Below are 24,217 nucleotides of genomic sequence, written 5' to 3'. Positions count from 1 at the left end.
ATGGTTGATTCCGTGGCTCCTTCAGACATGTCCCCCTCCGAGACCACCGCCGCTGCCGCCAGCGCCGCAGCTGAGCTCGCCAGACGGACCGGTCGCGACGCCCACGACGTCGCCGTCGTCCTCGGTTCCGGGTGGCGTCCTGCGGCGGATGTGTTGTGCGGCGCGGACGGTACCGGTGAAGCTGCCTCCGGCATGACGGAGTTCCCCATGTCGGAGCTCCCCGGGTTCCTTCCCCCGACGGCGGAGGGGCACGGCGGCACGGTCCGCAGCCTGGAGATCAGCGGACTCCGGGTTCTCGTCCTGCTGGGACGAACCCACAGTTACGAGGGTCATCCGGTATGGCGGACGGCGCACGCGGTACGGACCGCGGCGGCCGCCGGCGTGCGGCAGCTCGTCCTCACGAACGCCGCCGGCGGCCTCGCTGACGGCATGAGGGTCGGCGAGCCCGTGCTGATCAGCGACCACCTCAACATGACCGGACGTACGCCCCTCGTCGGCGCCGACTTCGTCAACCTGGTGGACGCCTACTCACCCAACCTGCGGTTGCTAGTCCAGGAACTGCGTCCAGGCATGCGAGAGGCGGTGTACGCGATGATGCCGGGGCCACAGTATGAGACACCGGCGGAGATCAGGATGCTGCGCGCCCTCGGCGCCGGGTTGGTCGGCATGTCCACGGTGTACGAGACCATCGCCGCTCGTGCCGAAGGTGTCGAGGTGCTGGGGCTGTCGCTGGTGACCAATCTGGCGGCCGGGATCACCGGCGAGGCGCTGAACCACGAGGAGGTACTGGCGGCGGGCGCCGCATCCGCCACCGAGGTGGGCTCGCTGCTGAGGACATTGCTGGAGAAGCTCGGCGACACCGACCGACGGGCGGAGGTCGGCCAGTGACTGCACAACTGAGGTTCGGTACCGCCGGCCTGCGCGCTCCCGTGGGGTCGGGACCAGACCGGATGAACGTGTCGACGGTCACCCGGGCGACCGGCGGCGTCGCCGCATGGTTGCTGTCCCGCCACACCGGTGACGCACCGCTGAGTGTCGCCGTCGGGTACGACTCGCGGTACGGTTCGCACGCCATGGCACGTGCGGCGGCCGAGACGTTCGCGGGTGCGGGATTCGACGTGACGCTGATCGCCCATCCGGCACCTACACCCGTCATCGCTTGGGTGGTCAAGCACCGGGGGCTGGACGCCGGCGTCCAGATCACCGCCAGCCACAACCCGAAGGACGACAACGGCTACAAACTCTTCCTTGCCGGAGGATCACAGCTCGTCAGTCCGGCTGACCGCGAGATCGAGGAACTGATCGACCAGCAGCCGGGGGCGCCGGACATCCCGCGTTCCACCACCGTATCCCTCGATCTCGGTGCGGTGGACGGGTATGTCTCCGCCGTCGCCGCACCCCTGTCCTCCGGGGACGGCCAGGTGCTGGCGGCCCGGCGTGATCTCACCGTGCTCTACACCGCGCTGCACGGCGTCGGCGGCAGCACCCTGGAAGAGGCGTTTCGGAGAGCTGGCTTCCACCGCCCTGACACCGTCGTCCCCCAACGCTGGCCCGACCCGGAGTTCCCCACGGTCGGTTTCCCGAACCCCGAGGAACCCGGAACCTGTGACCTTCTGCTGTCCCAGGCCGGGGCTGCGGCGCCCGGGGACCGCCCTGACCTGCTCATCGCCCTGGACCCGGACGCCGACCGGTGCATGATCGGCATCCCCGACGCCGACGCGGACTCCGGATTCCGGATGCTGCGGGGCGATGAGACCGGGCCACTGCTCGCCCAGCGCGCCGTCGCTCTCCGTTCCCACGGCGACGGACCAGCGTCCGTCGTCGCCACGACCGTGGTGTCCTCCAGCCTGTTGGGACGGATCGCCGCGTCCCGCGGGTGGGACTTCCGGGAGACAATGACCGGCTTCAAGAACCTCGCCCGCGCCGCGGACGACGCACCGGGCGAGCTCACCTACGCCTACGAGGAGGCGATCGGCACCTGCCCCTTCCCGCAGATCGTGGCGGACAAGGACGGTTTCGCGACCGCGTTGCTCGCAGCCACCTGGGCCGCGGAGCTCAAGGCGGACGGTTCCTCCCTGCAAGACGAACTCGACCGCTTGGACGAGGAGTTCGGTCCGGTGCGCACCACCCAGATCTCGGTGCGCTGCGACTCGGCCACCGCGGCTGCGCAGCTGGTGGCCGACTGGGCCCAGTCGCCCCCGACGGCGCTCACCTCCGGGCGGCCGGTGACCGCCACGCCGCTCGACGGGGAGGATCCGACCTCCGGGGTGCGGTTGACCTGGACGGCCGGTGACAGCTCTACTGCTCCGGAGCTGGCCTGCCGCGTGATCGCCCGCGCGTCGGGGACGGAACCGAAGGCGAAGTTCTACCTCCAGGTTGCCGGGGCCCCCGGCATCGCTGTGGGTGACGTCGTGACGGTGCTGGAGAGTCTCGCCGCCGCCGTCCAGGGGTGAGTCGTGGGGAATTGTTCCCGTCCGGCCCCGTGCCGTACCCGTGGTCAGATAGAATTCCGGCTGAAGATTCACTGACGTCACCCCGAGAGGTACCCCACCCATGCGTTCAGCTCTGCGAATCACCGCCATTGCCGTTGCCGCGACCACCACCCTGGCACTCACCGCCTGTAGCGACGAGTCCGGGGAGGACACCGACAACGACCCGGCCTTCACCACACAGTCGTCAGATCCCTCGGGGTCTTCGGAGTCTTCGGAGTCTTCGGAGTCCTCGTCGGCAACGTCATCCTCCGGACCCGCGGAAACCTCTGCCGCCTCCGAGACCTCTGGTGCGTCAGAGGAGCCCTCGTTGACGGATTCTGCAGAAGACGGACGAAACCGCAGCAGTGGAGAAGTCGAGGTTTCCGTGACCGCACCTGACTCCGGCTGGCAGAACATTATCAAGACCGGTCAGACGACCTATGAAATGACCTCTGACTACACCTCCCAGGAATCGGCCACCGCCCTCCCCGCGGTGAGCTGGAAACCCGGCTCCGATGCAAGGGACTGCTCGACGGTGGTCAGCTATCTCGCTGGCGACACTGAAATCGCGCAGTACCGCACCACCGACTGCTCCCACTCGTCTCCGGAAGGGTCCTCGTCGAAGGACTACGAGTGGTTGGACCGGAGCCCCCTGCCCTCCCAGGGCAGCGAAATCCCCCTCACGGTCCGGGTGACCGTGGAGCCCGAGGACGGGAAGACCGCCGAGGGGACGGCGGACATCACCCTGCGCAATCCGAACAACTACCGCAGCTAGCGGGGGTCGGTGAGGTCGATGTTGCGTGGCCCGTAAAGGCGGTCGCCGGCATCGCCCAGACCCGGGACGATGTAGGCGTTCTCGTCGAGTTCCGGGTCAATCGTGGCTGTGACCAGTCGCTTCACCGGATACCCGGAGTTGCGTACCGCCTCGACGCCCGGTACCGCGGACACCATGCAGACCACGACGATCTCCGTCGCACCACGCTCCGCAACGAGTCGTAGACCGTGCAGCAGTGACCCCCCGGTGGCCAGCATCGGGTCAACGAGGAAGACGGTGCGGCCCGACAGATCGTCCGGCAGCGCCTCGAGGTACGGCACAGGCTCGTGGGTTTCCTCGTCACGCGCCATTCCCAGGAAGCCCACCTGGGCGTCAGGGATCATCGACAGGGCGGGGTCGATCATCCCCAGGCCCGCGCGGATGATCGGAACGATGATCGGCGGGTCCGCCAGCCGCCGTCCCGTCGCCGTCGCAACCGGGGTCTCCACAGCGAACTCCTCGGTCTCCAGATCCCGCGCCGCCTCATAGACCAGCATCGCCCCGAGGTCGGCCAGCGCGCCACGGAAAGCGACGTTGTCGGTGCGGGCGTCCCGCATGATCGTCAGCCGCGCGGCGGCGAGTGGGTGGTCGACCTCGATAACTTCCATACTGGTTCGCTGTGACCGCTGTGAGTCTGTCATACCGTCCAAAATAACCCATGGATGCGGGGAACCTCCGGGCGCCCGGGTGAGTCTCTCTCACCATGGCAATCGTAAATGCGTCCCCGAACGGCTCCGCGGCGGTGCTCGCCGCCGACACCGACGTCCTCAGCACCGTGGCGACCCGTATCGGCACTCTCGCCGACAGACTGTCCTCGACGGGGCCCAGTCAGCCGACGGTCCTGCTCGCCGGTGTCCCCCAGGCGGCGCGCCTGGCGGCGGTCCTGCAACAGGCACGTGAACGGCAGGTCGGTCTCCTCGCGGACTTCGTCAGCTTCTACCGTGCAGGCGTCACCTCACTCACCTCCGTCGCCGACGGCCTGGACGAGGCAGAGGACGAGGCCGCCACTTCCTTCAGGACGTTGCGCACCGGGCGGCTTGCATGACCGACCTTCTCGCCCTGGTCGAGCCCATCCGTCGGCTCGCGCCCAGTACTGCTGTACCCGGACTGCACCCACTCTCACCTCTGACAGATGCCGGAACGGGCCCTCCAGCTGACCTCGTCGCCGACCTGACCCGGCACATCCCGTCCGATGTGGACGCCGTCCTGCGCGGTGCAGCGGGCACGGCAGTTGTCCAGCGTCTGACGGCGGCCGGTGTCGACACGGTCGAGCTCCTCGAGGTTTCCGCCGAGGTGGACGCCGTGGCTCACGACGGGGCCGCCGCGGTCGACCGTGCCACTGTCGACATCCTGGAGATCGCGGAACAGTGTCTGCAGCAGATCATCGGCACGGTCGTCACCGCCCCACTGTCACCGGCCACCCCGGCGGCGGCGTTGCAGATCGCCTGCACACACCTGGCACGGGCGCAGGCACGTCTTACTGCACTGGGGACGGAGCTCGAGACTCTCATCAGCCGGGTGGCTGCGGCAGAAGCAGGGCTGCCGGACGCACCTGCAGCACCCACGCCACCCCCGACACCGGCAGGGCCGGCGGGGCCGTCGGGACTGTCGGGGCTGTCGGGGCTGTCGGGTCCAGGGCCTTCGCAGACAGCACCCCCAGCGACCGGGACGGTGGAACCGGTCGGCGACGTCGCCGTTCCAGGTGCTCCGACCCCACAGGCGGCGGCTGCGGTGGAGGCGGCGACGTCCGCGCTGGGAACACCGTATGTGTGGGGTGGCACCTCACCGTCGACAGGCGTGGACTGCAGTGGGTTGACGCAGTGGGCGTACGGCCAGGCAGGGGTCGATCTTCCCCGCACCGCCGACCAACAGGCCGTCGGAGCTCAGGTCAGTGCCGACCAACTTGCACCCGGTGACCTGGTGGTGTGGGACGGCCACGTCGCGATGGTCACCGGCGACGGCCAGATGATCGAGGCCGGTGATCCCGTCCAGATCAATCCGGTGAGAACAGAGAACATCGGCATGGGGTTTCTCGGTTTCTACCGCCCCACTGCCTGAGAGGAGACACTGATGCCCACGAACCGCGGCCTGGCCCGCATCACCACGACACCCCGGGTGCCGGAATACAACGTCCAGCAGTTTCTCGGAGAGCCCCCACCTACGGTCCCGGCGGTACTGAAAGCCGACCTCTTCTCCACTGCGGGTGTACACGGTGGTCCGGTCATCGACCGCGGTCGTCCTTCCAGCTAAAATCTGTCGTCATGGCAGACAACGGAATCGTGACGCTCGAGCTCGAGACAACCGCCGGCACGTACTACACCCTGTGGGCCCCAGGCTGGGTGTCCCGTGGCGAGCAGTGGCAGGCTTTCCTCGGTGACGACTCCGGGGTCTTCGCGTTCGAGTCACCGGCGGCGTTGCTCGCCGGGATCACCGCCTCCTCGGCCCATGATCTCGCCGAACATCCCGACTGGCCGGCATTCATGGACGGTGCCGAGACCAAGGTGACGCCCCGCCGGGGAGGCAGCATCAGCTTCGTCGAGCTGCCCAACAACCTCGCGGGGCGCCCGTCCTTCGAGAACACCCGGACAGTCTCCAATGCCTTCCAGGTGCTGCGTTCGCTCGGGACGGTCTGCGGCATCGACCGGATCAACCGGTGGTTCCGGTCCTACTCCGTCCTGTCCAACGTGAGCCGTGGCCAGGACCACTACGCCGGAGAGAACGGTCTCGCCGAATGGTCGAGTGTGGGTTTCACGGTGCGGGACAACTGGGTGGAACTCCTCGATGCCGTCGACGAGGCGCTGGTCACGCCGGACCTCGGCGACAATGCAGCCAGTCTCGTCGCTGCAGCACAGAAGCGGATCGACGACGCGGCATCGGCGCAGGATGATGCCGCCGGGGCAACCGCAACCTCCACAGGCACCAACGCCGACGATACAGACGGAAACGGCCCCGATACCGACGATGAGGACACGGAGCACGCTGCAGACCCGTACGACGCGACGCCGTGGGGCAGCGCAGGGATCGATCCGATCCGTATCACCGTGGACGGCACCACCGTATACACCCTGCGGTGCTATGTCGGGAACCGGTCTCCGGTCTTCCTGGGCCACCGCGGCGAGATCAATACGTTCCCGTCTTCCCGCTCGCTGGTGCGGTGGATGATCGATGCGAAAGACCATGACCTCGCCGGCATGGAGACCTGGGGAGACCTGGTGACACTGGCCAATGCCGGGGAACTCGAGGTCGAGGTACATCCGTCGAACGTCTACGGTTTTACGGGACTGCGCAGCGACATCGCCGACGGCGTCGACGCTGTGGACACCGACCAGCTGGGACGAGCCTACGAGCTGCTCGCCGATGCCGCAGACTGGGCACAGGACGACGGAGTGAACAAGGTCCTGCTAGCATACCCCCGTCTCCAGGACTACATCGCGTACATGCTCGGTTCACCGTCTGCGGCAACGCCGACCGCTCCCTTCGACGAAGAGGCGAACGGCTGGACGCAACTCGAAGAGAACCTGACGAACCGTTTCACCAAGTTCTGAGGACCGGCTTCAGGGGCCCCAGACGGTGTCGTCGTACCAGAAGTCGTCGAACTGGGCGAGAGGATCCGCTCCGTCGCCGTCGGTGAACCACAGCTCGGTTCCGAAGAATTCGACGATTCCACCGTCTACTCCGACGGTGTAGATCCCGTCGACGACGTCCACTTCGTCGTCCATCGCGACGTCTCCCCGTGCGACGCCGGTGGTGAAGTCTCCCCGCATGTACAGCGTGTCGTCAACGTCCGAGACGCACACGACCACTGCCGCTCCCCCACCCTCGCCGGCGTAGACCCAGGTGTCGAAGCCGTCGCATACCGCATTCTCATTGTCGAAGTACCCGGTGTAACCGAGGCCCGGCGGCAGTCCATCGTCGGGAGCGACGTCCTCAGCGGCGGGACCGTCCTGTCCATCGACCAGATAGTCGTCGAGCGTCTCCGCCGAGGAAGCGCCGGGAGCCTCTGCTCTCGGGGCCTCTGTGTCCCGGTTGAGGAGCCACAGGCCTGCCGTCCCCACGGCGATGAGTACGGCAAGGACCGCGATGACGACGGACACGACCAGTCCGCTCCGCGGCTCAGCAGTACCTGATGACGGGACCGACTCGTGTGGTCGGTGGTACGGGTTCGGTGGCTGATATTCGGACGGGGACTGTTGTCCGCCTCCACGGCCCCAGGTGTCTCTGTCCATTCTCCGTCACTCTCCGGTGCCGTCCGGCACAGTTCGCGTTTCTCGTCCTCGTCTCGTCAAGATGCACGATAGTTCCTGTTCAGCAAGGACCTCGTCATCGGGTGCCATGTACTGACCGTACAGAAAATATGTTGACGAACAAACATTCGAATGATAATGTCATTCAGCAGAAGATGAAGCATGTTGGTCGGGACAGCAGGAACTCATGTTCGAGTTTCAGGGGGGGGACACCGTATGCCACAACAGCAACCTCCGGTACCGCCGGTCGGTTCCACGACCGACCTGTTGGAAGCACTTTCTGCCCTGGACGCTGCAGTGGAAGACATCATCGCACATGGTCCGGACACCTGGTCCCGGCTCTCCGACGCCGACAGGCTGCAGGCGGCGGCGTGCATGGAACGCTCCCGTAAGAAACTGACCGTCGCTGACGCCGCATTCCTGTCGAGTCATCAATCGGAGCTTCCGGCTGGCACCCAGCGGCAGGCGCGGGCGGTGAGCAGGATATTCACGACGACCACGCGTGATGCCCGCAGTCGTCTGGCGTCATGGTCGCGCGTGGCCGAGCGACCGGACCCCTGGGGAGCTGACCCTACTGCTCCGCACGAGGACCACATGCCTGAGCTGGCGGCTCTCGTCGCCGAAGGGCACCTCGATGCCGCCGGCGTGGAGAAGGCGGACAAACAGATCCGCGCGCTGCCCCAGAACGTCCAGGCGGAGATCACCCGCATCGCAGACCGTCCGATCGCCGACCTTGCCAGGAAGCAGGGGCCCGATGTGCTCGACTCCCTGCGCTCGTTCTTGCTCGACCTCGTCGGAGCAGAGGAACCGTACACGGAGAAAGACCATGACCGGATGCGTTCCCTGACCCTCGGGAGACAGCGCTGCGACGGCATGACTCCCGTCCGGGGCACCCTCACCCCTGAGCTCGCCGCGTCACTGCAACGCGTGATGGCTGACTATGCCAAGACCGGCGACTTGATCGAGGACACTGATCTCGCGGCCGATGACCGTACGCCCGAACAACGTCGACACGATGCACTCGCCGCGGTCGTCCACGCCGGGTACGGGCGTGGTCGCGCACTCACCCCGGGCCGCGGTGCAACTACCATCGTCGCCGTCATGTCCGTCGAACAGTTCAACAACCCGACTGGCACCGCGCTGACCGATGTCGGCATTCACGTCCCCGCCACAACGCTGCTCGACGATCGGCACGACCTGGAAACATATCTGCAGGTTCTCGATGTTGAAGGGCGGACTCTGAGATTCGGACGCACCCGGCGCCTCGGCAACCTCAGCCAGTACCTCGCCCTCGTCGGCGAAGAAGGCATCAGTTCAGCACCGGGCACCGACTCCGCGCCTGCACACTGCCATGTGCACCACATCGACGGGTGGAGCGCCGGTGGCGCCACTGATCTGGACAATCTGACGCTCGTGTCCCCAGGCATGCACGCTCGCGTGGACGACACCCGCCAGCATCCGGACCGGTGGTGGACTACTCCAGCTCCTTCGGGTAGCGGACGGCGCGTCCACTGGATTCCCCCGGTCAGCGTGGACCCGAAACGTCGCCCCGTCCACAACGACCACCCCACAACCCGACGTCATCCCGGCGACGTCCGACGTCGGCGGTTCAGGGAAGCAGAGGACCCGCCGTGACCCCCCGGATCAGGCGTCAGCAGCGGGGTCGGCCAGAGGGGCTCAACACGGACTGGAATAGGAGGTGTCATCGTTCAACAAGCAAGGATTACTGCCCTGTGTCGACGCCACGGCGCCACACAACGCCGCCCTGTCGTCGTAATCCACAACCACCGGGCGAACTGTGGTGCCGTCCACATTCGCTCTCAACGAGGGGCAGTACCCCGGTTCCGGCAGGACCGCACCGGGGGCGCGGCAATGGCACCATCCACGTCCGACTGAGTGATCACTGCCGCAACCACAGCCAGGACCACGGCGTCCCGCCCCTCCCGGAGGGACGCCCATCCGTCACGGTCGCACGTCGCCGACGACGTTCGCTCCGCCAACGACCCCTTCAGCACGGTCGCCCGACGACGGCAGCCACGGATAGCCGGACCGGACAGCGACGTAACCACCGAGCATGAGGAGAAGAATCCCAGCGACCAACACAACGTACTCCCCCGGACCGGTAGAGGTCGTGAGTGAGTCAAGGAGGGACTGAAGGATCGCCGCCTCCTGGTCCCCCAACCCGGACGTGTCGTCAGTGAAGAGCTTCTCGTCGAGTCCCAGCCCAGTCACCAAGCCGTAGATTGCGTACGCCGTGAAGCCTGCACCCGTACCTGCCACAATCACAGCTGCGACCCGCCGCAGTGGGGTGAATGCGACCAGTACCGCGCTCGCCAGGACCAGGAACAGTAGGACGACAGCAACCGAGAGGAATGTCGCCTCAATCCACGTTTCCTGCAGACCAATGGCCTCGAATGTGCTCTTCACCATGCCGAAGCCCGACATCGTGAGGATCATGTCGGCGTCCTCAGCTCCCGCCTGACCCGCGCTGACCACGGTCCTGGCCCACGGAAGCGACAGCCCGACGACCGCCACCAGGGCAAGCAGCGCCGTGACTACTGCGGCAATCAACGGATGGGTCACCAGGGCATGAAGGTACTGCAGTTTCGTCATGCCGCCGGCCCCGCCGGTGGCAGGCGCGGCGGGCGCCTCCGGGTTACCGGGAGTTCCAGGTTCCTGACTGTGCGTTTCCGTCAAGCTATTTCTCCGTCGGTCGATTCGGCGCCACGATCTTGCGGACGCCCCAGATGATCTCGTTGATGCTGACCCAGGCCGCGACGTGGGCGAGGGTGAACAGCGTCGCCTTCATCACCGACAGGCCGGCGTCCAGGTCGTCCGGGCCAGCGGTCAACAGGACAATGAGCGGGTAGATCATGCCCACGGCAATGATCGCGAGGATGGCCAGGTAGATCTTCGACTCGCTCCGCCTACGGTCGCCGACCCCCCAGTTGCTCATGTCCAGCTGGGAACCGGGACGCTGCTGCGGCTGCGCGAACTGGCCGGGCTGTGCCGCGTGCTGGCCGCCGCCGAACCCGCTGGACGGGGCAGACGGGGCAGGCTGCTGCCAGGCATTCTGCGTCGGAGCCTGGAAGGTGGGGCCGTCACCGGCGGAGAGGTCAGTACCCGCCTCAGCATCCGTGGCGGGTTCGTCGGATCCGCTCACCTCGGCCGATTCCCGCCCGTACGCCCCGTGCGCCCCAGAGGTCCCGTAATCAGAGTCGGGTTCCGGTACAGCGGCTGTCACCCGAGTGGCCTCCAGGTCGGATGAGGAACCGGACGCGTCGTCGACGTGGTGCTCACGAGCGGCTTCAGCGGACGGTCCGCCGATTCCGCTCAGGCCGCCCGCCTCCTGGTCATCGCTGGTGGGCTGGGACTCATATGCATCGTAGGACGGGTATCCGGTCGGCGCGGCGGCCGTCCCGGCCGGGAAGCTGGGTGACTGGGAGTCCGCGAGGTCGTGCAACCACCGGATGTTCACCACGTCATCTTCAGGGCCGTACAGCGCCGCCTCGTAGATGTCGCGCTTGTAGGGGTCACCCAGAATCGCGCGGGCGGTGTCCACCTGATCGAGCTCCGGGGAGTCACTGCCGTACCCCTGGTTCCGCAGGTCGGAGGCCCGGGCCCCGAGGACCTCGGCTATCTCGTACGGCGGCATGTCCTTGTCGAGCTGGAGTTCGGTGTACAGATCGTAGTTCGCCATGGGAGTCCTTGTTCGTCCTTGTTTCTCGGGAGCCGTCTCTCTGGAGCCTCGCTGAAGCATTGAGGAGCGTTCAGGGGGCACCTTAATACATCAGGCGGGCGCGGGAACACCTGCAACTCAGCACACCGGCACGGAAGTGATGAGGTCCGCGGCGCCCTGACCCGACAGCAGCAGCGCATCTGCTCCGCCGTCCACCGGGATCATCGCGTAGGTGGGGTTCTCGTTACCGGGGACGTCCACCGTCTGCACGGTGCAGTCACCGTTGCTGAGAGTCTCACGCCCCTCCGACGGTACCTGTGTCTCGCGGGTTTCTTCATCAACGAACTCGGCCACGACGAGTGACAGGGAGCCGTCAGCGCAGACGATGCGTGCCTCCTGACCGTTCCCGGGGTCGCGCCCCTCACAGGACAGTCCGCGCCACCCGTCCCCGTTCTCCCGGTCCGAGACGACCTCCGGATACCGGGCAGCCAGCTCCCCCTCGCCTCCTCCCCATGCAGGTCGCAGGACGAAGAGATACGCCACCACGCCGACGACCAAGGCCAGTACAACGACCACCGCGACCGCGACGACAGCGACGACGGTGGACTTCGAACCCCGTTTGCGCCCGGTCCGGCGACGCGTCCGCGGTGGTTCCGGTTGCTGTGGTGACTGCGGTACTGACCAGGCGTCCTGGTCGCCCCACCCCGGCGCCGTCCCCGCGGTCTCCACCGTGCCTGGTGTGATGTCCGACGGTCCGGCCGGTCGACCCCACCCGTGGTCGCTCATGCCTGTCTCACTTCCCGTTCATCGAATGTTGCGGCACTCATCGTGGCACACTGCGCTCTCCCACGGGTCAGCAGACGGGAATATTCCCCACGACGTCGGTGGCAGAGGACGCCGAGTCGACCGTCGCGCCGGTCAGCAGCATCGCGTAGCGCGTACGGTCACCGGTTTCCGGAAAGACGCTCATCGCGCCACCCGTCTCCGTAGGCGCAGCAACCCGGATCCGGCAGCCGTCCGCCTCGAACTGTTCGGCGCCACTGGTGGGGACGTACGCTGACCGTGTCTCTTCACTGCCGAAGTCGACGACGGCCATAGTCAGACTGCCACCATGACAGGTCACCCGCGCTTCTTCCTCACCACGGGGTTCAGCACCGTCGCAGGTCATATCGCGCCATCCCTCCTGCCCCTGCCGCTTCGGCAGCAGATCAGGAAAAGCGCTGACGATCCGGGCGTCGGAGGGTTCCCACCCGGGAGTCATGAACTGCCGGTATCCCGCGAACCCCAGGACACCCAGTGCTCCCACCACCGCCACGACGGCGAGCAGCACGACGGGCGTCTTCCACCGCCTCGCACTGGACGGCGCTGGCGGCGCCGCATGCGCCGGATGTGACGGAGACGCTGGCGCTCCGGCCCAGGCCACCGGAACCTCGCGGGTCTGCCCCACCTGTCCCCGTCCGGCATCCCGCACGGCGTCGAGGAACGCGACGGCAGTCGGGAACCGTCGGGACGGGTCATTGTCCAGCGCCCGACGGAGAACGCGCGCAACCTGTGGTGCGACCGGCCCGTCCGGCTCCGCCAGGACGTCTGCGGTAAGCCTCGGCAGTGTGCGCTCACCCCGCCACGCTGCCGTCGACATCGTGTCGCGGAATGCGGTGAGGGTCAGCATCTCCAGGGCGATCAGGGCGAGGGCGTACCGGTCGGTGCCGGGACTGTAGTCGACGAGGTGGGCGCCGTAGGTGCTTGCGACGGTGAAGATCTCCGGCGCCATGTACTTCTCGGTGCCGATGACCAGCCCCGTGGACGTCACACGGGTGTCGTCCCCGGCGATGCTGATGCCGAAGTCCGTGAGAACGGCCGTGGTGCCCACCGCGCTGTGCGGGTCACGCGGCAACAGGATATTCGCCGGCTTCAGGTCCCGGTGGACCACCGGAGGATTCCGGTGGTGGATATGGTCCAGCGCTTCGGCGACAGGCCTGAGGATACGGTCTACTTCTCCGACAGTGAACCGCTGCCCGGTTCGCCTCCGCTCGGCGAGGGCGTCCTCAAGGTCGCCACCGTCGACGTAGTCCATGACGAAGTAGGCTGCGGTCCCGGTGGACGACAGGGCGTCGGCGTAGTGGATGTTGACGACCGAGGTGTGCCGGATGGTGGCCAGGGTCCGCATCTCCGCGAGGAAGCGCCGGTATCCTTCACCGCCGCTCCCGACCACGTCCGGACGGACGGCCTTCACCGCCACCCACCGTCGCAGCCCCTGGTCGTAGGCACGGTAGACATGCCCCATCCCACCCTGACCGATCAGTGTGAGATCGGTGAGGTTACGCCGGGCCTCCAGCTCAGCCGCCAGCTGGGCGACGTCCGGGTCACCGGACCAGTTACCGCTGTCACTCACCTGTCGGCGTCCTCAGAGCTCCAGGTGAAGTCGCGCGACGAGACGGAATCGCCGTCACCGTCGACGACACGGACCCCGGAGCCGCTGATCTCCACGCGTGACCCGTTGCTGTCGAGGGACCGGGTGACCCAGCGTCCCGACCCGGCGCGCTGCATGTCGATGTCATACTCGGCGGCGCGGTTGTTGTAGTACCCGCGGTAGTACAGGTCACCTCGCTCCCCGACGCGGCAAACCACCGCGTGGTCCTCACCGTTGGTGCCGGCGAAGACCCACCGGTCGGACGCGTTGCAGGTTGCCGCGCTGACCCCGCGCCATCCCTGGCTGGTCAGGTTGGACGGTGTTCCGGACGTCGCGGACGGTTCAGACGGAGACGCGGACGGCGAACGTGACGGTGAGGGCGACCGCGGCGGCGTCGAGGACTGCACGGAAGACGGCGTCTCAGTCTCTGATTCAGCCCCCGCGGCGGCGGAGGTGGTGTCGTCGGGCACGGCGGTGAACGCCGGGGAGGCAGACTCGTCCCCGTCCCCCTGACTGCTCCACATCCAGACACCGGCGGCGACCAGTCCGATGACGAGCACCACGACGGCGACCGCGGCCACGATGATCCCGGTGGCGAGACCGCCGGCCTTCGAGGGGGCCGGGTCGTCCTGCCGCCACGGGTTCCCGGCCGGGCCTGTGGGCCCCGGCGATCCCCAGTCGTTGTTCCCCATGTCGTGTCCTCCGTCTACGTCCCCTATGGCTGTTTTCTCAGGGACCAGTAGTTTTCCTGAGCATACCGGGCAAGGGCAAGTCGTCGGGTGGGGGCATTGCCGTTACGCGCCGAAAAACCCGTCACCCCGCTCCCCTCGAGAGCTTTGGAGAGGTAGTCGATCTTGGTGTTCACTTTCTTCTGTGACCAGCCCAGTGTCTGTTCGAGGTCCCGGACGGTCGGCACCTCGGACAGGTCGGTCCCCGGGCGGCGGACCAGGGGTGCAGCCAGTGCACGCAGCAGATCGACCTGCTCATCATTGAGGATGAGTTCTCCGACGGTCATTGGCGCACCGTCAATGCGCTCGACGGCGCAGCTCCCCGTCGGTGGACGTAGCGTCGCAGCGACAGTGAAGTCGAGTTCGTAGGTCGTCACTGAGGTAGCGAACACCACCGCGGACTCCCCCAAGGGCAACGGCAGGCTGGCACCAGGCCCCAACCGACTCTGGCTGAACGAGTTCTCCGCACGCGGCTGAATGTTGGCGCTCAGTCGGCCACCCCGGTTCGTGATCATCCAGGTGCCGTCAGAGTCCCAGACCTGCAGGAACTGCCGGTGCATGAATTCGTCGTCCAACCCCAGGGGGAAATCCGCCGCGCGCCCGAGGGTGAGTGACTGGCCGGGACTGAGCGCAACACGGTGGCCGATCTGGTCGTCGATGAGGACCTGGCCGGGGAACAGGCGGGGGAACGTCATACCCGACATCTTCCTAGCGTTCGAGCTCGTGCGCCAGAGAATCGAGTTCCCCGCCCCCGGCCATCTCCAGGGTCAGTTGCTCCAGTGTCACGTCCTCCCGTGCTGCGTCGAGCACCCGGCGACCGAGGTTGAGCAGGACGAAATGGTCGCCCACCAGGTGGGCGTGATGCGGGTTATGGGTGATCAGAATGACCCCGATCCCCTCGTCGCGGGCCGCGGCGATGAACCGCAGCACCATACCGGACTGCTTGACCCCGAGAGCGGCGGTGGGTTCATCGAGGATCAGCACCCGGGCGCCGAAGTAGACGGCGCGGGCGATGGCCACCACCTGGCGTTGCCCACCGGACAGGGAGGCGATGGGTACCGAGACGTCCTTCAGGTCCACCCCCATGCACTGCAGACGATCGGCAGTGATGTCACGCATCTCCGCCTCCCGGAGCATGCCGAACCGCCCGGTCATCTCCTGGCCAAGGAAGAAGTTCCGCCACACGGGCATCTGCCCGACCACGGCGAGGTCCTGGTAGACGGTGGCGATGCCGTGGTTCAGGGCGTCGCGGGGGTTGGCGAAGGTGACGGGTTCGCCGTCGACGAGGATCTCACCGTCCGTCGGGGGATGCAGCCCCGCCAGCGTCTTGATCAGAGTCGATTTTCCGGCACCGTTGTCGCCGAGGACGCAGGTAACGTGGCCCTCCTGCACGGACAGGCTGATGTCCTCCAGTGCGCGGAAGCTGCCGTAGCTCTTGCCGACGCCGCGGAGCTCGATCACGGGGGTGGTCTCAGGAGTGGTCTCGCGAGTAGTCACTGTCGGGCCTCCGAGTACTTCGAGAAGGAGTTGTTGGCGAGGACCGCGAGAAGCAGGACACCGCCGAGGAAGAACTTGAACCAGTCGGGGTTCCAACCGGCGTAGACGATGCCCTGGTTGGTCATACCGAAGATCAACGCACCAATGGCGGTGCCCACCGCCGTGCCCTTGCCGCCGGTCATCGCGCAACCCCCGACGACCGCGGCGATGATGTAGAGGAACTCGTTGCCCACACCCTGGCCGGCCTGGATGGAGTCGAACTGGTACAGGTTGTGCTGCCCGACGAACCAGCAGGATGCGGCGACGGTCATGAACAGGATGATCTTCACCCGGTCCACTGGCACACCGACGGCACGGGCGGCGTCTTTGTCTCCTCCGACGGCGAAGATCCAGTTGCCGAAGCGGGTCTTGAACAGCACCCAGCTGGCGACGGCAACAAAGAGGATCCACCAGAAGACCGTGACCTGGATGGTCACGCCGAAGACCGTCAACGAGCCGGCGAAGAGTCGACGGCAGAACTCGTAGCCCTGCATGTCGGAGATGACGGGGGTGGCGACCTGATCGTTGACGAGTTTGGTGACCGCCAGATTGAGCCCCTGGAGCATGAGGAAGGTCGCCAGAGTAATCAGGAAGCTGGGGATGCCGGTACGGGTGACCATCCAACCGTTGAAGAACCCGATGGCCAGGGCGATGGCCAGAGCCAGCAGCGAGCCGACCCAGGTCTGCAGGTGGAAGTTGTAGGCGATCATCGTCGCCGCCAGGGCTGTCGTGGTCACCGCGACACCGGTGGAGAGGTCGAACTCGTCGCCGATCATCAACAGCCCGACGGCCAAGGCCACGATGCCGAGCGTCGACGAGGTGTAGAGAACGGTGGCGACAGCGTCCATCGAGCGAAAACTGGGCGCGACGATCATGAACAGGATGAAGATCGCGACCGCCCCGATGAGGCTGGCGAACTCCGGGCGTCGCAGGAGTGCCGCGGACCTCATCGCAGGCCCTCCTTCGCGGCGTCGGCGATGGTGTCGATGTTGCTCTCGTCAACGAAGCTCGGTCCGGTGTAGACGGGACGTCCGCCACCGACCGTTGTCCCGTTGCGTTTGGCGAGCCACAGTGCATCCACAGCCATGTACCCCTGCAGGTAGGGCTGCTGGTCGACGGCGAAGCTGATCCGTCCGTTCTGGATCGCCGGGACCAGTTCGGCATTGGTGTCGAAGGTCCCGATGTTCACGTCGGCACCGGTCGACTCGGCGGCATCTGCCGCGACGAGGGAAACGGGGGTGACCAGTCCCATGACCCAGTCGATGGAGCTGTCCTGGGCGAGTTTGGACTGCACGGTGGACTTCACCGAGGTGAGGTCCTGGCCGTTGACGTAGAGGATCTCCACGGAGCCGCCGGTCAGCCCCTTGCGGATGCCGGCGCACCGCGCCTCCTGTGAGGAGTTGCCCTGTTCGTGGATCACGCAGAGGGCTTTCTTCGCCCCCTCTTCCTGGAGTCGCTCACCGGCCTTCTCCCCGGCGACGCCTTCCTCCTGGCCGAAGAATCCGGTGAGTCCGTAGTCCTCGTAGTCCTCCATGCCGGCGTTCAGACCGACGACGGGAATGTCCGCGTCGACGGCGCGCTGGGCAGCTGGCCCGATAGCGTTGGCGTTCGGCATGGTGACAGCGATGCCGTCGACGTCGGAATCGACAGCAGACTGGACCAGGCTGGCCTGGTTGGGCGCCTGCGGATCGGAGCTGTAGCGCAGCTCGATGTTGTCCTTCTTGGCCGCATCCTCGGCTCCCTTACGCACCAGATCCCAGAAAGTGTCTCCGGGAGCACCGTGGCTGATCATGGAGACCACGTAGCGCGGGGTGTCGACGGTGCCACCGCCCCCGTCCCCGTCGGAAGCGCGGGGCGCACCGCCGGTGGCGGAGCACCCGGCGGCCGCGAGGGCGGTGGTCAGTCCGACTGCCGTCACGGCGGCGGTCAGGACGGTGCGGAAGCGCATCTTGAAAGTCACAAACCGAAAGTCAATGCGTCTGAAGCGGTTAAGTCAAACCGGCTGACCTGCGACTTTACCGATACAGTTGATCGGTTCAGGTGGTCCTACCTGCGGGGAGGCCGACCAGTTCAGAGATCAGTGAAACCGACGTGCACGCCTCAGTTAGGAGCGTCTCCGCCGTCTAGTGCCCCACGCCGTGTCCGAGTAAGCGGTGTACCGCTCACAGTTCTTGCAGAAGAACAGGTAAACGGCCTCTTCCTCTCGTGGCCCTGCAGACACCAACTGCTCCTGCACAGTCTGCGGATCCCAGTTCGACGTAGCAACCAGGCATTCCCCGACATCTACTAGACTTTCAGCCCCCACTCATTTCTTCAGCTCGCTACCGGTCGGCTGACCAAGGTACTGCGCAGGCACGGAGCAACACGCCAACCACTGCGGGTCTTGCCACGTGAGGAAAGCCGGAGTGCGGTACGCGACCCCAGGCTGCAGATCGGCGGGAACGATACACCCCGGCAGGAAGTCCGGGTACAGGCCAGTGATCACGCCGTCTGCGGCGCGGACATGCTCCCTTCAGCGATGCACCAGGGACAGAGGTGCTTCGGGTTCTCACCCACGCAGTAGACGTTCTGCTTGTACTCCCAGCCCCTCATCTGCCCACAGCAGGAACACTTTTCGATGGTCTCCCGGAAGGATTCGGATGGGTCAGGGAAATAGGTGAGCCGGGGGAAGGAACTCATGACCGTGATGGTAGCCGCTATCCTGAACCCCATGGACCTCATCCCCGACGGCCCCCACCACCCCGACCGCATCCCTGACGAGCGCCGACACCGACTCAGCGACGCCTTGACACTTGCCGTCGGACAAGGACGCATTGATCTCACGGAATTCTCCGAACTCAGTGATGAGGTCTGGTCCACCACCGACGTGGCCCGGTTCGAGCGCCTCGAGACCCTTGTCATGGGGAACAACGGTCGCCGGGATGTCGAGGAGCTCGCAGCCAAGGCAGCTACTCCGGTGCCGGAGTTCTCACGTCCCCAGACGGTTCCCCAGGTCAGTTCGCCGTCTCAGAACCTCTGGTTCGGCGACCTCAAGCGCGGCGGGGACATGCAGCTGGCCACGCGGGAAAGCTTCTTCCTGCTGTTCGGAGACGTACACCTCGACCTCCGTGAGGCCTCACTGTCCGCGCCGACAACCACGCTGAACATCGCCTCGATCTTCGGGGACGTGAAGATCACCGTCCCGCCCGGAATCCGGGTAGAGAACCGGATGTCGCTCGTCTTCGGCGACGTCAAAGCCGACCAGGGGCCCCGCCTCAGCCCCGGCGCTCCTGTCGTCGTCCTCACCGGCCACACGACGTTCGGCGATGTGAAGATCACCGTCGCCGAACCGGGCGTCCCCCTGAAGAAGAGCTGGTGGGACTGGCTCTCCGGCTAGACCTACTACTTCTCTTCCGTCTCCTCGGAATCTTCGCTGTCCTCGTCGTCCTCGTCATCAAGACTCAAACCCAGCTCCGCAAGCTCGGCCCGCAGGTTCTCCATCGACAACTGCACTTCCTCGACACCGGCACCGTGCACATGTCCGTGGTCCCCATGGAGTTCGCCGAGTCCTTCGGAATCCCCCTCACCCGAGCTCAGGGTTCCGCCCAGTTCCGCGTAGGCCGGGTAGATGACCTCGCGCTCCAGGGATTCGCGCAGCGGCTGATCGCAGAAAGCGTTGTCCAGGGCGTTCGTGGTCAACTCCAGGAACTGCCAGTACTCCAGGTCGAAGTTCTCCGCCAGAGCCAGCATCTCGCCGGTCATCGTGCATCCGGAGACCAGGCGGTTGTCCGTGTTCACCGTGCAGGTGAAACCCAGCTCGTAGAGAAGGTTGAACGGGTGGTCGGCGACGGTGTCGCAGACCCCGGTCTGGGTGTTGGACGTCGGGCAGATCTCCAAGGGGATACGACGGTCCCGGATGAATTTGGCGACCTCACCGAGCTCAATGCCGTTCATGGTGGCGTCGAGGTCTTCGTAGATGCGCACACCGTGCCCGATGCGCACCGCACCCTGACGGAGTCCGTCGGCGATGGACTCCACGCCGGCCGCCTCACCGGCGTGGACGGTGACGGGAACCAGGTTCTCGCGCAGGATCCGGAACGCCTCGACATGATTCGACGGGGGGAAGCCGTCCTCCGCGCCGGCGATGTCGAAACCGACGACGTACCCCTCGCCCGGGGTGTGCTCACCGTGGTTGTCGACGGTCAACTGGGCGATCTCCGCGGCGCGGTCGGCATGTCGCATCGCGCACATCAGCAGCCGGACGTGGATCCGTCCGCCGCGTGCAGAGACAACGCGCTCCCCCTCCTTGACGCCCTGCACGGTCGCATCAACGACCTCCTGCAGGCTCAGCCCCTTGGCCTGGTGCTGCTCGGGAGCGAAGCGCAGTTCGGCGTAGCACACGCCGTCAGCGGCGAGGTCTTCGACAGCCTCACGGGTCACGCGCACCAGTGAGTCCCGTGTCTGCATGACGGCAGTGGTGTGGTCGAAGGTGGTGAGGTAGGTGGGCAGGTCGCCGGAGTTCGCGGCGTCGAAGAACCACTTCTCCAGCTCCGCGGCGTCGGTCGTCGGCAGGCCGTCATACCCGGTCTCAGCTGCGATGTCGATGATGGTCTGCGGTCGGAGACCGCCGTCCAGGTGGTCGTGGAGTTCCACCTTGGGGAGACGCCGGACAACGTCCGGGTCGACGGTGGAGGTAGCTTCGGTCTCACTGAATTCGCTGTCGCTCATGGTGCCCCACGATACCGCTGCTCCCGGTTCCTGTCCGTGGCGGACCCTGCTACCGATAGACTCTGACAACTGATGACTGCACACACTCTCCCCCGGCGCCGGACGCTCCGAGCCACGACACTGGCCACTGCCCTCGCGGCGACGTTGACGATCAGCCTCACCGGCCCCCTCACCGCACCAGCCGTCGCGGAGACCGGCCTCAACAACATCGAGAAGGACGACTGGCTCCCCCTAACGGTCGACCCGGGGGCACCATTGCCGGACGACCCGTTCCTCGACACCGACGACTGCCCTTTCGCCGATGACCTGCCACCGGCTTTCGACGAGGACGCCCTGCCGTCCGACGGTGAGGACGCTCCTGCACCCCTCACCGTGGAGCATCCGGGGCCGGCCGGTGAAGCGCTCGACACCTGCGCCCCGGTCTCCGTGCCCGGCATGGAGGTTCCCGATCGCCTCAGCCTCGGCAGCTATCTCGTGTACGACGTCGACTCAGGGGACATCCTGGCGGCGAAGGACCCCTACGGGCTCTACCGCCCGGCCTCCATCATCAAGGCACTGCTGGTGATGACCGCACTGGATGAACTCGACCTCGATCAGGTCGTCCCCGTCAGTGACGAAGCCGTCGCGATCGACGGTTCACAGGTCGGCGTCGGGCCGGGTGGACGTTACACAGCGCGCGAACTGCTGCTCGGGCTCGTCATGCGCTCCGGTAACGACGCCGCCATCGCGCTCTCCGAGGCCATGGGCGGGCAGGACGAGACCGTGAAGCGTATGCAGGACCTGGCGGACTCCCTGGGCACACAGGCGACCCGGGTGATGACTGTGCACGGTCTCGACAGCGCCGGCGTGCAGACGACCGCCTACGACATGGCGTTGATCTACCGGGCGGCGTTCCAGCGCGGGGACGTCCGGGAGCTTCTCGGTGAGGAGACGACGGATTTCCCCGGCTACGGGGACATGGAGGGTTTCGAGCTCTCCAGTGACAACGAGATGCTGTTCAACTATCCCGGCACCATCGGCGGCAAAACCGGCTTCACCGATAACGCCCGGCACACATTCTCTGTCGCCGCTGAACGCGACGGCCGGAAGTTGGGCATGGTGCTGTTGAATTCCACGATTGCCGCGGGGCGCCCCGCGGAACAGGCCAGAGCTGTTCTTGACGCAGCATTCGACGCCCCCGCTGGCGCGAGCATCGGCACGCTCGATACCCCGGCCGACGACGCTCCGGCGGAGGCCGGCGACGACGGTGCAGCGCAGCCCCGGACGTCCGACGTCGTCGACGGGGACGCCTCTGACGCAGACGTCATCGACATGCGTGCCATCGTCGGCGCGGGTATCGCCGTCCTGCTCCTCCTCGGCCTTGCGGCGGGGGCTGCGCGCTTCCGTCGCCGGTAGGCCGGGCGTCGCCTACTTCCGGCGGAAAGCCTTACCGAGCAGACCAACCGCAGTCGCACCGACAGCGGTTCCGAGGCCAACCAGCCCTGCGGTGCTGATGTTGCGGGCACCGGGGCGCACCTCCTGGCGCACGCGGATCACTGCGGCAGGCGGCGCCTCGGGAATCATGGATGCAAGCGCTTCCGGCGTCGTAGCGGTCCATGCCGCGAGGTAGAGCGTGACGCGCCACACGAGGTAGAGCACGACCATCACACCGATGACGGGACCGAAGGCCGCACCCGCCGGATTCGACAACGCGTTGGAGAAGACGACGGTGGCGATCTGCTTGATTACCTCGAAGGCCAGTGCACCGATCACGGCGGCCCGTGCCGCCGCCGGACGCGGCACGCGGGTGCGCGGCAGATAGAGCATCAACCAGAAGAAGACGATCCAGTTTGCGATGAGGGCGACGACCAGGGCGACCAACCAGGTGAGAATCCGGATACCGGGAATGTCGCCCAGCCCGATGGTCTCGAGGACACTGCTGGTGAAACCACCGCCACCGAAGGCGGTCACGGCGAACGCGACGACAAGAGCCAGCAGAAGGCCGATCAGACCGATCAGGTCGCTGATCTTTCCCTTGATGAAGTTGTCGGCCTGTCCCGGGGTCTTCCACATGTTGGACACCCCGATGCGGAGATTGCCCATCCACCCCAGGCCGGTCCACAGCGCCAGCACAAGACCGATACCGAAGACGCTGCCGCGCTGGTCGATCGCCTGCATGATGATGTCGTTGAGGGTGTCCCCGAGTTCACCGCCGGCGGAGTCGGTGACGGTCTCCGTGATCTTATCGATCAGTTCCTGGTTTCCGGCGACCACCATGGCGACGGTGGCGAAGCACAGCATGATCAGCGGGAAGATCGAGAGGACGGAGAAGTAGGTGATGCCGGCAGCGAAGTTGTTGCCGCCCTGATCCGTGTAGCGCTCGTTCATGCGCATCACGTGGTCGAACCAGGGCCATTTGTCACGGTACCGGTCAATCGCCCCCGGTGAGTCGTCCGTGGACCGTTCGATGCCGTGGTCGTCCAACTTGTCCCGGTCGGAGGCGGTGATCGTGCGAGCCATCAGAGGACTCCTCTTGTGTGTCTCTTCATAGTCAATGCCCCACCGCGCACGATGGGACCGTGGGGCCCTACCCTAGTTCATTTCGGCTATGCGCCGCGGGATTCTCCCTCCCTACCGCAACAGCCCCATCTTCTCGTACACGTCGGCGACCACAGACTCCGCAACGACCGACGCTTTCTCGGCACCGCGGTCCAGGATCCGCTTCAGCTCCGCCGGATCGGCCATGTACTCGTCGTACCGGGCCTTCAGCGGGGTGGTGAAGGCCTGCAGTGCGTCGGCGGTGTCCACCTTGAGCGCGCCGTACTGCGCCCCGGCCGCCTGGTAGTCGGCCACGATCTCGTCGACGCTGCGTCCGGTCAGAGCAGACTGGATCACCAGCAGGTTCGACACACCCGGCTTCTCCTCCCGGTCGTACCGGATCTCACCGTCGTTGTCCGTCACCGCCGACTTGATGCGCTTCGCCGACGTCTTCGGCTCGTCCAACAGGTTCACGATCCCCTTCGGGTTGTCCCCGGACTTGCTCATCTTCGACGTCGGATCCTGCAGGTCGTAGATTTTCGCCGCACCCTGCGGGATGAACCCGTCGGGCACCACGAACGTCTCACCGAAGCGGGCGTTGAAGCGTTCGGCCAAGTTGCGGGTCAGCTCCAGGTGCTGGCGCTGGTCCTCCCCCACCGGCACCAGCTGCGGACGGTAGAGCAGGATGTCCGCCGCCATGAGCATCGGGTACATGAACAGGCCCGCAGAGGTCCGTTCGGCACCGCGCTTGGCGGACTTGTCCTTGAACTGCGTCATCCGTGACGCCTCACCGAAGCCGGTGAGGCAGGTCAGCACCCACGCCAGCTCAGCATGCTGCGGGACCTGGGACTGAACGAAGATCGTGGACTTCTCCGGGTCGATGCCCAACGCCAACAGCTGCGCGACGCCGGCCAGCGTCCGCTCCTTCAGCTCCGTCGGATCCTGGTCCACGGTGATGGCGTGCAGGTTGGGGATGAAGTAGAAAGCGTCGTACCCGTCCTGCAGGTCAATCCACTGCTTGACTGCACCCAGGTAGTTCCCGAGGTGGTAGGAGTCCGCCGTGGGCTGAATGCCGGACAGGACGCGCTTGATCTGTGCTTCATCACTCATG

Annotated in this window: 26 protein-coding genes; 10 read left to right on the top strand and 16 right to left on the bottom strand. The window is 66.2% G+C overall.

Annotation, left to right across the window (positions count from 1 at the left end; genetic code table 11):
• From CGLY_RS04400 to CGLY_RS16665, 3 genes are all read left to right on the top strand, one after another.
• Positions 1-888, top strand: coding sequence for a purine-nucleoside phosphorylase (locus tag CGLY_RS04400; protein ID WP_407080803.1), 888 nt, complete (start codon positions 1-3; stop codon positions 886-888).
• A gap of 62 nt (positions 889-950) precedes the next feature.
• Positions 951-2,453 carry a phospho-sugar mutase gene (locus CGLY_RS04395; RefSeq protein WP_265101964.1) on the top strand — a complete coding sequence of 501 codons (1,503 nt, stop codon included), beginning with the start codon at positions 951-953 and terminating at the stop codon, positions 2,451-2,453.
• A 100-nt stretch (positions 2,454-2,553) separates the two neighbouring features.
• Positions 2,554-3,246 carry a hypothetical protein gene (locus CGLY_RS16665; protein ID WP_052539659.1) on the top strand — a complete coding sequence of 231 codons (693 nt, stop codon included), beginning with the start codon at positions 2,554-2,556 and terminating at the stop codon, positions 3,244-3,246.
• Here CGLY_RS16665 and upp read toward each other — a convergent pair.
• Positions 3,243-3,893 (bottom strand): uracil phosphoribosyltransferase, encoded by a 651-nt coding sequence (gene upp, locus CGLY_RS04380; protein ID WP_038551322.1) that lies wholly within the window; start codon positions 3,891-3,893, stop codon positions 3,243-3,245. The genes CGLY_RS16665 and upp overlap by 4 nt on opposite strands.
• A gap of 95 nt (positions 3,894-3,988) precedes the next feature.
• Here upp and CGLY_RS04375 point away from each other — a divergent pair, with 95 nt between their 5' ends.
• The 4 genes from CGLY_RS04375 to CGLY_RS04360 are packed head-to-tail and all read left to right on the top strand — an operon-like array spanning position 3,989 to position 6,830.
• Complete coding sequence (locus CGLY_RS04375; RefSeq protein WP_052539656.1) at positions 3,989-4,330, top strand: hypothetical protein; 342 nt, start codon at positions 3,989-3,991, stop codon at positions 4,328-4,330.
• Positions 4,327-5,343 carry a C40 family peptidase gene (locus tag CGLY_RS04370; RefSeq protein ID WP_038546610.1) on the top strand — a complete coding sequence of 339 codons (1,017 nt, stop codon included), beginning with the start codon at positions 4,327-4,329 and terminating at the stop codon, positions 5,341-5,343. The genes CGLY_RS04375 and CGLY_RS04370 overlap by 4 nt, the downstream gene beginning before the upstream one ends.
• A 12-nt stretch (positions 5,344-5,355) precedes the next feature.
• A complete protein-coding gene (locus tag CGLY_RS04365; RefSeq protein WP_038546607.1) occupies positions 5,356-5,535 on the top strand; it encodes a hypothetical protein in 180 nt (59 codons plus the stop codon).
• A gap of 11 nt (positions 5,536-5,546) precedes the next feature.
• Complete coding sequence (locus tag CGLY_RS04360) at positions 5,547-6,830, top strand: hypothetical protein (RefSeq protein WP_038546604.1); 1,284 nt, start codon at positions 5,547-5,549, stop codon at positions 6,828-6,830.
• Positions 6,831-6,839: 9 nt separating this feature from the next.
• On the opposite strand, the gene CGLY_RS04355 is transcribed toward CGLY_RS04360, so the two are convergent.
• A complete protein-coding gene (locus CGLY_RS04355) occupies positions 6,840-7,379 on the bottom strand; it encodes a hypothetical protein (RefSeq protein WP_038546600.1) in 540 nt (179 codons plus the stop codon).
• A gap of 366 nt (positions 7,380-7,745) precedes the next feature.
• On the opposite strand from CGLY_RS04355, the gene CGLY_RS04350 reads away from it, so the two are divergent.
• Complete coding sequence (locus CGLY_RS04350) at positions 7,746-9,164, top strand: HNH endonuclease signature motif containing protein (RefSeq protein WP_038546597.1); 1,419 nt, start codon at positions 7,746-7,748, stop codon at positions 9,162-9,164.
• A 327-nt stretch (positions 9,165-9,491) separates the two neighbouring features.
• On the opposite strand, the gene CGLY_RS04345 is transcribed toward CGLY_RS04350, so the two are convergent.
• From CGLY_RS04345 to CGLY_RS17945, 11 genes are all read right to left on the bottom strand, one after another.
• Positions 9,492-10,226 carry a hypothetical protein gene (locus CGLY_RS04345; RefSeq protein WP_038546595.1) on the bottom strand — a complete coding sequence of 245 codons (735 nt, stop codon included), beginning with the start codon at positions 10,224-10,226 and terminating at the stop codon, positions 9,492-9,494.
• 1 nt (position 10,227) lies between these two features.
• On the bottom strand, positions 10,228-11,229 hold the full coding sequence (locus tag CGLY_RS04340) for a hypothetical protein (RefSeq protein ID WP_038546592.1): 1,002 nt from the start codon (positions 11,227-11,229) through the stop codon (positions 10,228-10,230).
• A 117-nt stretch (positions 11,230-11,346) separates the two neighbouring features.
• The gene (locus tag CGLY_RS04335; protein WP_038546589.1) at positions 11,347-11,994 is read right to left on the bottom strand and encodes a hypothetical protein; all 648 of its coding nucleotides are present in this window, start codon (positions 11,992-11,994) and stop codon (positions 11,347-11,349) included.
• Between the two features lie 67 nt (positions 11,995-12,061).
• Complete coding sequence (locus tag CGLY_RS16660; protein WP_052539654.1) at positions 12,062-13,600, bottom strand: serine/threonine-protein kinase; 1,539 nt, start codon at positions 13,598-13,600, stop codon at positions 12,062-12,064.
• Entirely contained in the window at positions 13,597-14,310 is a 714-nt protein-coding gene (locus tag CGLY_RS04325; RefSeq protein ID WP_038546587.1) for a hypothetical protein, read from the bottom strand. The genes CGLY_RS16660 and CGLY_RS04325 overlap by 4 nt, the downstream gene beginning before the upstream one ends.
• A gap of 23 nt (positions 14,311-14,333) precedes the next feature.
• Positions 14,334-15,041 carry a hypothetical protein gene (locus CGLY_RS04320; RefSeq protein ID WP_038546574.1) on the bottom strand — a complete coding sequence of 236 codons (708 nt, stop codon included), beginning with the start codon at positions 15,039-15,041 and terminating at the stop codon, positions 14,334-14,336.
• 13 nt (positions 15,042-15,054) lie between these two features.
• Positions 15,055-15,843, bottom strand: a complete 789-nt coding sequence (locus CGLY_RS04315; protein WP_038546572.1) for an ATP-binding cassette domain-containing protein — start codon at positions 15,841-15,843, stop codon at positions 15,055-15,057.
• A complete protein-coding gene (locus tag CGLY_RS04310) occupies positions 15,840-16,832 on the bottom strand; it encodes an ABC transporter permease (RefSeq protein ID WP_081803766.1) in 993 nt (330 codons plus the stop codon). The genes CGLY_RS04315 and CGLY_RS04310 overlap by 4 nt, the downstream gene beginning before the upstream one ends.
• Positions 16,829-17,830 (bottom strand): substrate-binding domain-containing protein, encoded by a 1,002-nt coding sequence (locus CGLY_RS17070; protein WP_038551313.1) that lies wholly within the window; start codon positions 17,828-17,830, stop codon positions 16,829-16,831. The genes CGLY_RS04310 and CGLY_RS17070 overlap by 4 nt, the downstream gene beginning before the upstream one ends.
• Before the next feature lie 357 nt (positions 17,831-18,187).
• Entirely contained in the window at positions 18,188-18,367 is a 180-nt protein-coding gene (locus CGLY_RS18075; protein ID WP_038546569.1) for a CbrC family protein, read from the bottom strand.
• The gene (locus tag CGLY_RS17945; protein WP_158407370.1) at positions 18,364-18,561 is read right to left on the bottom strand and encodes a CbrC family protein; all 198 of its coding nucleotides are present in this window, start codon (positions 18,559-18,561) and stop codon (positions 18,364-18,366) included. Before CGLY_RS17945 ends, CGLY_RS18075 begins: the two co-directional genes overlap by 4 nt.
• A 31-nt stretch (positions 18,562-18,592) precedes the next feature.
• Between CGLY_RS17945 and CGLY_RS16650 the strand changes: the two genes are divergently transcribed.
• Positions 18,593-19,258, top strand: a complete 666-nt coding sequence (locus tag CGLY_RS16650; RefSeq protein ID WP_052539650.1) for a LiaF domain-containing protein — start codon at positions 18,593-18,595, stop codon at positions 19,256-19,258.
• Positions 19,259-19,263: 5 nt separating this feature from the next.
• On the opposite strand, the gene CGLY_RS04285 is transcribed toward CGLY_RS16650, so the two are convergent.
• Positions 19,264-20,589 carry an adenosine deaminase gene (locus tag CGLY_RS04285; RefSeq protein ID WP_038546563.1) on the bottom strand — a complete coding sequence of 442 codons (1,326 nt, stop codon included), beginning with the start codon at positions 20,587-20,589 and terminating at the stop codon, positions 19,264-19,266.
• 72 nt (positions 20,590-20,661) lie between these two features.
• Between CGLY_RS04285 and CGLY_RS04280 the strand changes: the two genes are divergently transcribed.
• Positions 20,662-21,984 carry a D-alanyl-D-alanine carboxypeptidase family protein gene (locus tag CGLY_RS04280; RefSeq protein ID WP_038546560.1) on the top strand — a complete coding sequence of 441 codons (1,323 nt, stop codon included), beginning with the start codon at positions 20,662-20,664 and terminating at the stop codon, positions 21,982-21,984.
• 12 nt (positions 21,985-21,996) lie between these two features.
• Here CGLY_RS04280 and yhjD read toward each other — a convergent pair whose 3' ends face one another.
• Positions 21,997-23,088 (bottom strand): inner membrane protein YhjD, encoded by a 1,092-nt coding sequence (gene yhjD / locus CGLY_RS04275; RefSeq protein ID WP_038546559.1) that lies wholly within the window; start codon positions 23,086-23,088, stop codon positions 21,997-21,999.
• A 111-nt stretch (positions 23,089-23,199) separates the two neighbouring features.
• Positions 23,200-24,216 (bottom strand): tryptophan--tRNA ligase, encoded by a 1,017-nt coding sequence (gene trpS, locus CGLY_RS04270; protein WP_038546556.1) that lies wholly within the window; start codon positions 24,214-24,216, stop codon positions 23,200-23,202.
• Position 24,217: the final 1 nt, after the last annotated feature.

Origin of the sequence: Corynebacterium glyciniphilum AJ 3170 (genome assembly GCF_000626675.1) — a bacterium.
GTDB lineage: Bacteria > Actinomycetota > Actinomycetes > Mycobacteriales > Mycobacteriaceae > Corynebacterium > Corynebacterium glyciniphilum.
This window is presented reverse-complemented; position numbering and strand designations above follow the sequence as displayed.

Coding starts and splice junctions, on each gene's coding strand:
- CGLY_RS04350 (WP_038546597.1), top strand. CDS start 7,746: ATGCCACAACAGCAACCTCCGGTACCGCCGGTCGGTTCCACGACCGAC.
- CGLY_RS04285 (WP_038546563.1), bottom strand. CDS start 20,589: ATGAGCGACAGCGAATTCAGTGAGACCGAAGCTACCTCCACCGTCGAC.
- CGLY_RS17070 (WP_038551313.1), bottom strand. CDS start 17,830: ATGCGCTTCCGCACCGTCCTGACCGCCGCCGTGACGGCAGTCGGACTG.
- CGLY_RS04360 (WP_038546604.1), top strand. CDS start 5,547: ATGGCAGACAACGGAATCGTGACGCTCGAGCTCGAGACAACCGCCGGC.
- CGLY_RS04395 (WP_265101964.1), top strand. CDS start 951: ATGAACGTGTCGACGGTCACCCGGGCGACCGGCGGCGTCGCCGCATGG.
- CGLY_RS16665 (WP_052539659.1), top strand. CDS start 2,554: ATGCGTTCAGCTCTGCGAATCACCGCCATTGCCGTTGCCGCGACCACC.
- CGLY_RS04365 (WP_038546607.1), top strand. CDS start 5,356: ATGCCCACGAACCGCGGCCTGGCCCGCATCACCACGACACCCCGGGTG.
- CGLY_RS04340 (WP_038546592.1), bottom strand. CDS start 11,229: ATGGCGAACTACGATCTGTACACCGAACTCCAGCTCGACAAGGACATG.
- CGLY_RS04400 (WP_407080803.1), top strand. CDS start 1: ATGGTTGATTCCGTGGCTCCTTCAGACATGTCCCCCTCCGAGACCACC.
- CGLY_RS04375 (WP_052539656.1), top strand. CDS start 3,989: ATGGCAATCGTAAATGCGTCCCCGAACGGCTCCGCGGCGGTGCTCGCC.
- yhjD (WP_038546559.1), bottom strand. CDS start 23,088: ATGGCTCGCACGATCACCGCCTCCGACCGGGACAAGTTGGACGACCAC.
- upp (WP_038551322.1), bottom strand. CDS start 3,893: ATGGAAGTTATCGAGGTCGACCACCCACTCGCCGCCGCGCGGCTGACG.
- trpS (WP_038546556.1), bottom strand. CDS start 24,216: ATGAGTGATGAAGCACAGATCAAGCGCGTCCTGTCCGGCATTCAGCCC.
- CGLY_RS04310 (WP_081803766.1), bottom strand. CDS start 16,832: ATGAGGTCCGCGGCACTCCTGCGACGCCCGGAGTTCGCCAGCCTCATC.
- CGLY_RS17945 (WP_158407370.1), bottom strand. CDS start 18,561: ATGAGTTCCTTCCCCCGGCTCACCTATTTCCCTGACCCATCCGAATCC.
- CGLY_RS04280 (WP_038546560.1), top strand. CDS start 20,662: ATGACTGCACACACTCTCCCCCGGCGCCGGACGCTCCGAGCCACGACA.
- CGLY_RS04320 (WP_038546574.1), bottom strand. CDS start 15,041: ATGACGTTCCCCCGCCTGTTCCCCGGCCAGGTCCTCATCGACGACCAG.
- CGLY_RS04370 (WP_038546610.1), top strand. CDS start 4,327: ATGACCGACCTTCTCGCCCTGGTCGAGCCCATCCGTCGGCTCGCGCCC.
- CGLY_RS16650 (WP_052539650.1), top strand. CDS start 18,593: ATGGACCTCATCCCCGACGGCCCCCACCACCCCGACCGCATCCCTGAC.
- CGLY_RS04335 (WP_038546589.1), bottom strand. CDS start 11,994: ATGAGCGACCACGGGTGGGGTCGACCGGCCGGACCGTCGGACATCACA.
- CGLY_RS04325 (WP_038546587.1), bottom strand. CDS start 14,310: ATGGGGAACAACGACTGGGGATCGCCGGGGCCCACAGGCCCGGCCGGG.